Genomic DNA, 12,359 nt, shown 5'->3' with positions numbered 1-12,359 from the left:
CTCTTTGCTTTGGCGGACCTTATCAAATTAACTCGGCAAAGGGGGGCTTTTTAAAGTGGCGAAGAGGGGTCAATTTGAAGCGGTTTATCCAGATTGTGCACATTAGCTATCTTTTTGTGTCCTCGGCAAAAATAATTTTGAGTAAATCATTTAAAGGTTTATCTTTCCTCAAACTATTTTTTTCATCTGTTACGCTCAACAATATGGTAGTAATCCTGGCTCAGCTAATTACAATGCACTGCTCTATCCACAAGTACATCTATCAACTCAAACAGCTACTGTCTACCTCATGCCTAGGCAGTTTGGCACTACCGCTGATTACATCAGCCCTTACTTTAAACGCTACAGCGGCATGACTTTGAGGGATTATATCAGTCAGTGCCGAAAAACGCTCATCACACGACGCCTGAAAAGTGAAAATTATAGCCTAAGGCAAATCGCTACAGAATTCGGCCCTACCGATGAAAGACATGTTAGAAAGGTTAGCCAATAACCCAATCTGAATGATTCTACCACAAGTTTCTGCTTTAGAAAATGTATACCCTAAGACTACTAAAGTTAAGGCTATCTATTTCAATCTTCCCTTCGTCTCACTAACTGCAAACATTGTTACTTATCTCACGATGGCCCAGTTTAAGAATAGAAAAATGGGGTGTTGAAGCGATTGGTTTTGTATTATATTAGCTCCCCATATTTAAAAACACAAACATCATTGAAATGACGCTCAAAGAAATTCAATTAAAGAATCAGAATGCAGAAAGCATTATAAAACTCTTTCAATCAGGAATGCTGAACATTACAAAGAAGGACCACAAAGATCTTTTGAAGCAATTCGCAACATCCCTCACAGACGGAAGGTATATCCAGTCACGAAACATGTTATTTATATGCCTCGGTTACGATATAGATGTTACGCTGAATTTTATTAAGTCCAAAGGCGTTTTCAGATATTCCAGTTTTATCGGTCAAAAATGTATAGTTGAATCTATTGTTAATGAAGCGATTGGGTTTTTGGAAATGCAAAGTCCTACAGCATCGGAAGCCCTAAATTATTTCACCAGTATTTCCAATTTCTCTTTTATTCACAAACATTTTAATGAACTCAATTCAGGGATACATAATGAGATTCGAAATTTCAAAAAGAAATATCCAAAATCCTCGCTCTTCAAAACACTAATTGCATTTGTTGAATTTCAATTTTTAATTGATTACATGCCTGACAATGAGGATGAAGATCGCCTTAGCTACCAGTCACGTACCAAGGAAGATTTTTGCTCAGCTGTTTCTTATCTCACATTTCTCATTAATTCTATTAAACCTTTAAGAAAAGAGGATGTTCGGTTTGCTGCCCCTGAATTTATTACCAATAACGAGATTGAGCCAATAATCTCGCTTGCATGTCAGTTAGAAGACTATAAGGAGATAGAAATTTTGATTGACAATTTCGGATATCTTTTGGTCAGGGAGCAGAATGGAGTACTTCGTTTATGTCCGCAATCTGTCGACTTTGAAAAATCAATGAGATTAGGGTATATCAGACATGATCTCCAGGCATTAAATGACGCGATGCTGCTACTGAAAGACCCTGTCTTTGAAACTGCAGAATCTATCGACAAGTTAAGCGATATGATGCTGGAAAACTTCCCGGAATCTACTTTGCAATATACAGATACCCATAACTATCCGAGATATGTACTCGGGCTTCCGGATGGAGAACCAAGGGACATAATCAATAATTATCTCAGTCAGGATGCTTTGTTTCAGGAGGAGGTTTATCATTTGAATAAGATTTTCAAGGAACAGCTTTTTGGTGAAGACGCTCTTCAAAAAGTACTTAAGGGTTCGATAACGCTAATGGAGTTTATTAAGATCCGAAGAATATTGGTAATGATGGAGCAGATGATGAAAAAAGCACTCTTCAAGTTGGAAGGTGCAAAGACAGCTGATATCATAAGGTCAATGGTTCCAATTTTTGACGAACAATTTCTATACAAAGTGCTTGATGGGATATTGACAGATGATAAAGTTGAAGACTTTCTCGATTTGTTGATCTGGGAGCCCCAAATGAAAGGAGTTTTCGATATACAATATCACAATTTCATTTTCATCGATGGCGTATTTGTTCTACCAATCTCTGTTTTCTCACATTCTAATACAATTAGAAATTTATATGCCAGTCAATATAAAAGAAATAATACCAATCTTCTTTCCGATGGATCGGTAGACGCCTTAACTGAGGATCTCAGTGAAGCTTTGGGTGAAGTTGGCCTTGAATGCACAAAAGGTGTGGTTTATGGTACGAGTGAAGTCGACCTTGCTTTTTTGCTTGATGATTTATTGGTGTTAGTTGAATGCAAGCATACCTTACTACCTACGTCGGTCCATGAGTTGAGGACAACATACGATTATATTCAAAAGGCGCAGCTTCAATTGGATAAGGCAATCATTAGTTTCAAAAATGGAGAGCTAAGAAGAAAATTGAGTGAACGCTTTGGAAAAGCCTTGCCGCCAGAAATTAAGATTAGAACTATGGTCGTCACTAGCAATAGGCTTTTAAACGGTAACCTTTACCAGCATCCAGTACGTAATATTCATGAGGTAAATAACCTTGTTAAGTCCGGAATTATGAGAACCAACGAAGGGGATTTCTGTCTATGGACCGGAAAGCGCTTTTCAGCATTGGATCTGGAATTGTACCTTGATGAAAAAATTATCCACTATCAACATATTTATAATAGCTTGAAATCTTTTGTACAGAGATATCAAACAGCTCAAGAGACAATTTTATATGAATCTTATTTTATAAATATGAAGGAGGCAACTGATAGCTTATCTGAGATCGTGAAAGACTTACCTCAGATTTAAATACATATTTAAGACGACTAATGGTTACTAAACGGTTTTGGGGTTTTATTGGCTGATTAATTACCGGTATTTTGTACCTTTAAGTAAACCTTAATATTATCTCGGATCATGGAAAAACTAATGAACCCAGCTTTGCTGAAACGCAATATGCTTATTGCGTCATTGTTTGTAACAAGTTTTGAAATGTTGAAATCTACAATTCAGGAAAAGATAAAAGGGTTTCTTTGTCCTAATTCAATACTCAATCCCCAAGGTGAATTTGAGTACGAAATTAGTAACGAATACCGTTCTGAAATTCTGGATAAGGTTATTCCTAACATCAATAGAAGGCGAGCGCCAGACTACCACTTATTTTATTCTTCATGTCTTTGGTTGATGGACAATGGCGTAATAACTAAAAAAGATATTCGCTCTCTTGAGAAAATACGCAAACATAGGAATTTGATTGCCCATCGACCGGTCTTGCTTTTGATTGACGAGAATGTAGATGTAAATATGGAATTATTGCAAAAAGCACAAGAGTTATTGAATAAAATAGAAAAATGGTGGGTTATTAATTTTGAGATTCAAGTTAATGCAGATTTTGACGGAAAGGACATTGATGAAAAGGATGTGAAAACAGGCTCAACTATCTTTCTGGATTATCTAATGCATGTAGCGAATGTTGAGACCGTTGTTTCGGACGATGATAATAAAAACTCGTAATTTAGATTAGGAGAATAGCACCCTTCGTTAATTATGGATAATGGTCAGCTAAATTACTATACAAATCCTGAACATTTGGATAGTATGGTGGAATTTGCAAAGGATTATGCCATCCAGGTGTTGGTTAGCTGCCCCGAGGAGGCAAATAAGAAGTGGATACCCAAAAAAGACCGTACATGCAGGTTTTGTAAAAAACGGATGCCCGAAGTCAATTTTAAAATGGATGCCCATTTGATTCCTCAATTCTTGGGTAACAAGAATCTAATTTGTCAGGATGAGTGTGACACATGTAACAGCAGGTTTTCTACATTTGAAACTGATTTATCCGCTTACCTCGGACCGTTGAATAGTTTATTCTCCAGAGAGGGTAAAAAAAACCGAGTACCAAAGTTTAATGTTCCAGGAAGCCCTTTAAGTGCTAAACCAACCGTTATGTACGGGGCAAAAGTTACAGAGGTTGAAAATGAGGGTATGCCAATGGAGGTCAACATCACCACGGGAAGCGCAAAATTATCATATAAGAAGAGCCCTTATACCCCGATAAACGTTTACAAAATCCTTTGCAAAATGGCTTATTGCCTATTGCCTGAAAGTGAGATTGCCCATGATGATCCGCTACGAATATTTTTACTGGGTAATTCTTTAGATCAGCATTTTTCTATATTTGCAACAGTTCAGGAATATACCCTGCCTTTAGATTATCCAAGGCCAGAAATACGAATGTTCAAACGAGTGACTGCGTCAACTAAACTTATCTCACATGTCTGCATGCTGTATTTTGGAAATATGATGTTTGAGTTCTTACTCCCAGGTAATATTTGTGATGACTACATGAAAGGGAAGGTAGATCTTCAACAAAAATTTTGTCCACCATTTTTCTTCCAACCCTATCGACATGCACCATTCTTTTCAAATAAGGTAGACTTCACCAGTCTTGAAAAAAGAAAGGCAGAAGAAGGGTTTATCTATCTTAATTTTGATCCAGGCCAGCTAAAAAATCTAAAGGGATACGATACCATAAACGAAAGATGGACAGATAAGAATCTTGCAGATAATGAAATTGTTAAGCTCATTTTCGGGAAAATGGATACTGAAATGAAATTTCCAGATAAACCCATGGGTTAAAAATCTGGCTTTTCCTTAATTTTTATTCCTTTCCTTTATCATAGATATGACAAGTACCAGTACAAATATCAGCAGTAAGAAACATCTCACTATGGGCCTTGAGGAATAATTCCATCCTGCAGAACATTTTAACTGGTGGACAAATCATAACGTACAATCTCCAACGCTTAATTATCTGCTTTTTCTTTCAGGAGTGATTTTGCTAAAATATAGGCATCCTCATAATATTGGGCAGATTCAAATTTCTGACGCGTTTGATGAAGTAAGTAGATATCCCTATTCATCGTATATTCCAGAATGTAAAATCTATCTAACACTTGCTGTAAAGATTGTTTTCCCCAAGAGTCCTCCACACTGCCATCTGGGTGTAGGATTACTACATGACAAAAACCAAGTTTGTTTCCACAATCTGGATGGTACCGGGATACAGAGATGCCCATTGCCTGTAAACCCGTTAGTTCAGATAAAGCCTGAGCAAAGGGAATGCAGTTGCCATGCGAAAATTTGGAAGCAAGATAGGCTGGAATTTCCGGATTTTGTCTTTTCGGGATTAACGCTAGAAAACTGGGATTGGCAAAAATGGCCTTCGTAGCCCTTTCGATTTCAGCCTCGTTGGCCTTTACCCGCAGTGGCATTTCTAATAGGTTCTCTTCCTGATAACAACGGGTTGATATATAAGTCTTATCCGGCCTAACCCTGGATGCTGCAACTCGACGGATAACATACTGATTGAAGGCCATAATGCCCTTTTTCCCCGTAAAATCAAAAACGACATCCTGATTGGTCTCAACATAAACACGAACGGGTATCATTTCATTCTCGGTCGTTTCCTGGCTGCCTGTTAACCAATCTACCTGAAGCATCCAGCCAGTGATTCTGGCCAATGCAATGGCAAAATTAATGCCATCTGATTTCTCCCAGTGGCTTATTAGGGCAGGTGGAAACGCTGCAGAGTTTGGTTTTAATTTCATATGTTACATTATTTTGGGCTTTAAAATTAGTTTTTTTTTGTGCTGGAAGTAAACTTCAAAGCAGAAGTTTTTCGGGCGGTAGGCAGCGGATCAAATTTAAGTTAACTGGCCACCGGGTGGAGCAGCATTAATGCGTGCTGCCTCGCCTAGTATTGATACTTTGTCTTCACGACCGCTAAGTGGGCCAATTGTAATTGGGCAACAATCTGGGAAGCAGAACCTATATGCTGCGCGTGACGCCAGCATACGTTTGTTTCTGCAATAAACTCATCTCTGTTTAGGCTCATTGCCGCTATTTATGGATTTTCTATTCGCCTGCAACTTTCGTTTATAAACATCTACTTCGATATTTTAACTAATGTCAAATAATAGTGCAGAGGTGAGGTGTGTCAAGAATAATTTGCTTAAATTGCTTGCAGGACTAATACCATAACGCTTCATCAATGCCTAAAATTCATACACTAAAAATCTGCAATTTTCGCGGTATAAAGAATTTTGAACAATGCTTCGCAGACGAGGATTTTATTTGTATACTCGGGAGGGGAGATTCTGGGAAGACAACTATTTTGGAGGCAATATCCATAGTGCTATCTCCAAACTGGAATTTAGTATTTACTGACGCCGATTTTTATGATGGAGATATCGAGCATGTGATTCTCATCGAAGCTTCGCTGTCAGAACCACCAGAAGATTTATTGCGGGATCATAAGTTTGGGAACTATCTTCGCGGGGTTGATCCTGAAAATGGAATTATATCTGATGAAATTCAGGATGAACACGTCGATGCGATCACCATCCGATTGACTGTGACCAGAGACTTGGAGCCGCTTTGGGAAGTGATCTGCGATCGCCATGATCCTGCAGAAATCAAAAGCTCTGATAGAGCGAAATTTAATGTTTTTTTAGTTTCCGACTACTTAGATAAGCACTTTTCATGGAATAAAGGAAATCCACTCTACTCACTTTTTAAACAGGGGGAGGAAGAGGCACAAAATAAAAACATCATCATTGATGAAATGCGTAGTGCTAAAATACATATCGACAGTAGTACAGGGTTTTCTTATTTAAATGAGACAACCGGGAAAGTCCAAGAAGCTGCAGCGTTTCTAGGTGCAAATATTTCCAGCGCAAAAACTACCATAGACGTTAGGGACCTAAATATAAAAGATGGAAAAGTTTGTCTACATGATGATAAAATCCCCTTCAGGTTAAAAGGAAAGGGGTCAAAGAGACTAATTTCTATCGCAATTCAAACTGAGTTGATGAAGCATGGTGGTATATTGCTAATAGATGAAATAGAACAGGGACTGGAACCAGATAGAGCCCAGCATCTGTCGAACGTTCTAAAGAACTCCAATAATGGACAGGTGTTCATTACGACGCATTCCCGCGATGTGTTGGTTGAACTAAAAGCACACAATTTATTTAGAATGAAGAATGGTGGAAGTGCGCTCTATCATTTTGATTCAGAAATGCAAGGTTGCCTTCGAAGCAATCCGGAAGCTTTTTTCGCTGATAGAGTCATAGTCTGCGAAGGGCCTACTGAAGTAGGGTTTCTAAGGGCACTTAATGCTTTCAGAAAAAATAATGGTAAAGAGAGTATCGCGCTGAAAGGTATTCGACTAGCTAACGGTAATGGATCATCTCAGATTGAGTATGCTGAGAGGTTTAATAAAGCTGGTTATGACGTCTGTATTTTCTGTGATTCAGATTTAATGGAGGTCAACGATAAAAAGTTGGGGTTGAAGGCACAAGGCATAAAAATTATCGATACTGAAGTTAACAATGCATTGGAATATCAGATTTTTTCAGACCTCAATTGGAAAGGTGTTCTTGAACTTTTAGAGTATCGGAAGCTTGAGCGGACAGAAGCTGAGATTATTGCCCAAGTTTCAAAATATCATTCTGGAGCATTCCCTCTTGATGGTTTTGCTAATGATACAGCCAGTTTAAGAATAGCGCTTGGCAAAGCTTCGACAGAAGGAAAACAGGCTTGGTTTAAGAGAACCGATCACGGAGAGAAGATCGGAGCGATCTGTTGTGAAAATATGAATGACTTTACCGGTACACATTTACATGACCAGCTGGTGCAGTTGAATAAATGGATTGACAATGTTTGATATTGACGACTTCATACGGCAAAAAAAAGCCATACTCATCGCGCCCGCTGGATATGGAAAAACGCACACTATAGCCGCCTCAATGGAAAAATTGAAGGAGAATGGCACACATCTTATCCTAACGCATACACACGCTGGACTGGCATCAATTAAGGAAAAACTGAAAAAAGCCTCAATTCCTAGCAGTTCATTCCATATCGAAACTATTTCTGGCTTTGCCCAGCGTTATGTTTATTCATTTGGTAAACGGAATGAAATTCCCGACCCAGTCGAAAGTGACTATTTTAAGGTCATCATAGCAAAGGCTCTTAAATTGTTTGCACTTAAACCAGTTCAAAGAGTGTTGTCCAGAAGCTATCGAACGCTATTTGTTGATGAATATCAGGATTGTACACTTCAGCAACACAAGCTTATCTTAGCCCTTTCTAATTTATTTCCGACTAGGTTTTTAGGAGATCCCTTACAGGGTATTTTTCAATTTGAACCACTCGATCCGATAGTTGATCTTGAATGCGAAGATCAAATGGCTGGCTTTTTGGATAAAAGGTATGAATTGACTGAACCTCAGCGTTGGTTGAGAGGGAACAATGAACAATTGGGACTTGACCTGAAGAAATTGCGATGCGAATTACTTCTCGGTAATCCAGTAAATCTAAACCATTATCCATCGATTGTACATTACTCTTTCGACGAATCGGATATCTATTTGCCGACAAAGCCCTACTATAGATTGGTCAGCAAGTTGCTGGAGGAACAAAACATTTTGATTCTGCATCCAACCTCCCACAGCATTGGGCCGCGGTTAAAGCTTGTCAAGCAATTCAAAAATCGACTTGTTCTATTAGAGTCAATTGACGACAAAGATTTTTATAACTTGGCTCAAAAGTTTGACCAGCATATAATCGGGTCATCGGCAGTGACTCTTAGAACAGTTTGTCTACCGCTTTTCAATAAGACAGTCCTTGGTAAATGGTTTAATGAAAGAGGACTGATTTCAAAAAATAAGCAAGCAGATAAGGATGCTATCGCCAAGCTTAAACAAATTATTCAAAGTTTAGATATAAATGTTTCTTATATAAAATTTAAAGAAGCGTTAAAGGAAATAGATAAATTACCAGAATTAAGGTGTTATAGGAGGGAAGTTTTTCAATGTCTCTGCAAGGCTTTGGACTTGGCTCATTCAGGAAATATAACAGTTACTGAAGCAATGGTTGAAGTAAGGAATTCTATACGGCGGTTTGGTAGAAAAGCAAATATTAAGTGTATAGGTACAACTTTGCTCACCAAGGGACTTGAATTCGACACAGTTCTGGTTTTAGATGCCCACAAATTCAATAATATTAAACACTTGTATGTAGCCTTTACCAGGGCAGCAAAACGATTAATCATTGTATCTAAAAGCAGCACAATTAACGTCATAACAAACTAATTAATTTTTCTGACTGGCTATTCCTTATCATTATTTGAAATTTCTTCCTCCATGAAAAGCGTTCTTGGTGTCTACATTGACACTTTCACGGACTTGTACCTGCTTGTTCAGTGTTGGGAATGTTGAATGCATCTCTTTTTTACCGACTAGGTTCATCACAGAAAGATCAAATACGAAACGTCCGCTCATTGAACTCAAGTTCAAAGGGTGGCTCTAATTCCCTCATCAATAAAGATAACAAAATGTTTTTGAATGCGATTTTGGATAAATTTAATTGACTTAAAATTATGGCGTGTTCTTTGAATCTCGCTTTCCATTGCAATTCCTCGTACCAGCGGGATTTCCATTAAAATCGCTCACGCTGGCGATTTTGCTAGTGTGATCAACTCATTTCGGAATTTAAGATCAGTCTCTTTCAGTCTAAATGGACCAGTTCAACAATTTGATAATTAATATGCTCCAAATGAGTCATGTGTTTTCTTGGACTGGTCAATCCGCTACGGAAGAATCTGGTCAATGAAACCGAAATCTCCAGCAAAAAAAATAATTAAGTCGTCGAAGTTTTTCGCTTTCGGCTGGGCGGGATACATTAACAAGGAAGGCTGAAGGATGTAGTCTACTCATGCTTTCCGAGCCGGTATCCGTGTGGTCGATTAGCGAAGTCTCGAAAGCAGGGCCTTTTTATGACTTTGAGATACAGGGATGAGTTGACCACCAATTTTTAACATGTCGTTTTGAAAGAAGTCGATCTTGTCTAGGGCAATTAGGTATGATTTATGTACGCGAATAAACCTTGATGGGCTCAGTTTTCGTTCCAGATCGGTGAATGTTTCAGGGGTTTTAAAAGATTTACTCTGCGTGCAAATAATTCTATAATCTCTGTCACCTTCGATGAAAAGCAACTCGGATAAGAATATTTTTTCTAGTTTATAGCCTGATTTGATGAAGATCACTTTGCTATCAAATTTTTTGTCATAAATATCCTTTGCTCGTTTGACCGCATGGTAAAAACGTTCAAATAAAAAAGGTTTAAGCAAATAGTCCGTCACATTTAATTCAAAGCCCTTCAACGCATATTCACTAAATGCGCTCAGGATGATCACCTGACCGTCGGGACGTGCTATTTCTAGAAATTCAATTCCGGAAATTTTGCCGATATGGATGTCTAAAAAAATTAGGTCAACGATATTGGATGAAAGAAATTCCACTGCATTAAAAGCCTCCTCGAACACAGCCATACACTTAAGGAAAGGAATCTGTTTTGTGAACAGCTGAATACGCTCAACTGCTAAGGGTTCATCCTCTATGATAATATAGTTCATAAACTTACTTCCAGTTTAACATTATAATAATCTCCTTCAGCTTCCGTACTCAAACGATGCCTGTTTGGATAGAGCAGTTCCAGCCTTTTTCTTATCAGCGCATTACCGAGCCCTCCACGACTGATAGCTGTATTTTCACCCAAAACCGAATTGGTGCACTGGAAGCGTATTGTCCCCGCATTGGTGCTAACCAAAATTTTTATGGTGGCTTTGGCTTTGTGGTTTCCGGTATGCTTGAAAGCATTTTCGACATAAGACAATAATAGCATAGGGGGCACCGGTAATCCGGGCTCAATCTCCCCGGTTTGAAAATCGACATAATTTAAATTGGATGTCCTGATTTTCTGAAGGTCAATATACTCCTTTAAGCAGGTGAGTTCCTGTTCAAGGCTGATAAACTCCTGTTTGGTTTGATATAAGAGGAATCTTAACAGATTGGATAACCTGTTTAAATAGCCGGAGGCAGCGAGCGGGTCTTTGCCGATAAGCACGTCGATATTGTTGATGGTGTTAAAAAGAAAATGCGGGTCAATCTGCGATTTTACAAAAGCGAGTTCTATTTCCCTGTTTTTAGCGTGCAATTTTTCCTTTAGCTGGATATCGCTATACCAGGCAATGCAGCCTTTTATTACTGTTCCTGCAATGCCATTTAACCAGGCAAGTATTGTGATAATCAGCAGTATTTCTTTCGCTGGCCGGGAACCTTGGCTAAAGCTAAAATGATTAGGACGGTCAATGATGAGGGATGCCAGCGCAAAGCCAGACAGCGCAGAAATAAAGGCGGTTAACACGCTGGCTAGCACGAAATACGAAATCTTCCTTTTTGGCAAAAATGCGTTAAAGAGTAATGCATAGTGCAGATAAAAACACATCAATCCGGGCATTAGGGCAAAGCTTATCATCAGCTGTATCCAGTACCTGAATTCTCCTGTACTTAAAGCTGCCGGATGGGGAGATTTGGGGCTGATATTTATCATAAAATATACCGCCGTCAGCGAACAGGCAAAAAGACACCAGTATCCAATATGCATCAAGGTTACCAATAAGTTTCTCATGATTTGTCTTTTTTCTGAATGTACAAAATATAAGCGAGCAATAGAAACAAGGTGAAATAACCCAGTGAAAAACTGTTAAATGATACCCCGGGTGCAAAGTTCCGCTTATCACGAAGAAAATTCATTGCCAAGTAACCATATGGCAGCCAGTAAGCAAATTTCCAGCTTAGCATACCAATCGAGAGGATCCAAAGGATGATCCCACTTCCCACCGGCACTAGAAAATTTTTGAATTGTAGACTGATCAGGTATTGTAAACTGATAATCGGCATACAGCCAATCAGGTAATTCAGATTTTCCTTTAGAAAGTAACTTGAATCTATTTTTGCGTCCGGGTAACCAATTCCCCGTAGCAGGGGCGGGAAGATGCCAGAGAGGTAAATGCCCAGGTTAAAAAGGAATAGAAATAGTAGCATCATCAATAGGATAACTGAAAACTTAGCGAAAAAAATCACGGAAAACTGCTGGGGCGAGGTGTGCAATAGTTTCCAGCTATTATTTTTATACTCTATTTGCGTGATCAGGCTACTGGCCAGTATCGCGCCAAGGGGAAGTAAAAATACAGCAACAGATTCCCAGCAGTTTTTCCAGTGCATCTGCCAGTATTTAGCAGTATGGATGGCTTTACTGAGGCCTTGATAATGAACGGTCCTGACCACCGTAAGGATTAGAGGGGTAAAAAAAGCGCCGCACACCACTAGCCAGGAGGCCAGGCTCCGCCTGGTTTTAAGCCATTCACTTTGGAAGCTATTAAAAAAAGAGAACAT

General features: G+C 38.8%; 10 protein-coding genes. 6 read left to right on the top strand and 4 right to left on the bottom strand.

The features are described 5' to 3' along the window. The 4 genes from ACIQXP_RS24090 to ACIQXP_RS24075 all read left to right on the top strand — a co-directional run. Window positions 1–356: hypothetical protein (locus tag ACIQXP_RS24090; RefSeq protein ID WP_387508381.1), on the top strand; the 356-nt coding region annotated here is incomplete at its 5' end. A gap of 361 nt (window positions 357–717) precedes the next feature. After that, complete coding sequence (locus tag ACIQXP_RS24085; RefSeq protein WP_362222321.1) at window positions 718–2,865, top strand: hypothetical protein; 2,148 nt, start codon at window positions 718–720, stop codon at window positions 2,863–2,865. A 108-nt stretch (window positions 2,866–2,973) separates the two neighbouring features. Further along, window positions 2,974–3,570: a hypothetical protein gene (locus ACIQXP_RS24080; protein ID WP_362222324.1), complete on the top strand. Its 597-nt coding sequence runs from the start codon at window positions 2,974–2,976 to the stop codon at window positions 3,568–3,570. A 33-nt stretch (window positions 3,571–3,603) separates the two neighbouring features. After that, window positions 3,604–4,695: an HNH endonuclease gene (locus ACIQXP_RS24075; RefSeq protein ID WP_362222327.1), complete on the top strand. Its 1,092-nt coding sequence runs from the start codon at window positions 3,604–3,606 to the stop codon at window positions 4,693–4,695. Window positions 4,696–4,862: 167 nt separating this feature from the next. Here ACIQXP_RS24075 and ACIQXP_RS24070 read toward each other — a convergent pair whose 3' ends face one another. Beyond that, entirely contained in the window at window positions 4,863–5,666 is an 804-nt protein-coding gene (locus tag ACIQXP_RS24070) for a hypothetical protein (RefSeq protein WP_387508378.1), read from the bottom strand. 443 nt (window positions 5,667–6,109) lie between these two features. Between ACIQXP_RS24070 and ACIQXP_RS24065 the strand changes: the two genes are divergently transcribed. Beyond that, window positions 6,110–7,786 (top strand): ATP-dependent nuclease, encoded by a 1,677-nt coding sequence (locus ACIQXP_RS24065; RefSeq protein ID WP_387508376.1) that lies wholly within the window; start codon window positions 6,110–6,112, stop codon window positions 7,784–7,786. After that, window positions 7,779–9,215 (top strand): UvrD-helicase domain-containing protein, encoded by a 1,437-nt coding sequence (locus tag ACIQXP_RS24060; protein WP_387508374.1) that lies wholly within the window; start codon window positions 7,779–7,781, stop codon window positions 9,213–9,215. The genes ACIQXP_RS24065 and ACIQXP_RS24060 overlap by 8 nt, the downstream gene beginning before the upstream one ends. 653 nt (window positions 9,216–9,868) lie before the next feature. Here the strand turns inward: ACIQXP_RS24060 and ACIQXP_RS24055 are convergent. The 3 genes from ACIQXP_RS24055 to ACIQXP_RS24045 are packed head-to-tail and all read right to left on the bottom strand — an operon-like array spanning window position 9,869 to window position 12,359. Further along, window positions 9,869–10,537 carry a LytR/AlgR family response regulator transcription factor gene (locus ACIQXP_RS24055; RefSeq protein WP_387508372.1) on the bottom strand — a complete coding sequence of 223 codons (669 nt, stop codon included), beginning with the start codon at window positions 10,535–10,537 and terminating at the stop codon, window positions 9,869–9,871. Continuing rightward, the gene (locus ACIQXP_RS24050) at window positions 10,534–11,592 is read right to left on the bottom strand and encodes a sensor histidine kinase (RefSeq protein ID WP_387508370.1); all 1,059 of its coding nucleotides are present in this window, start codon (window positions 11,590–11,592) and stop codon (window positions 10,534–10,536) included. Before ACIQXP_RS24050 ends, ACIQXP_RS24055 begins: the two co-directional genes overlap by 4 nt. Beyond that, entirely contained in the window at window positions 11,589–12,359 is a 771-nt protein-coding gene (locus ACIQXP_RS24045) for an ABC transporter permease (protein ID WP_387508368.1), read from the bottom strand. Before ACIQXP_RS24045 ends, ACIQXP_RS24050 begins: the two co-directional genes overlap by 4 nt.

It is taken from the genome of Pedobacter suwonensis, assembly GCF_044762335.1.
Lineage (GTDB): Bacteria > Bacteroidota > Bacteroidia > Sphingobacteriales > Sphingobacteriaceae > Pedobacter.
Note: the sequence above shows the minus strand (reverse complement) of the source record. Positions and strands in the feature narration are given on the sequence as shown.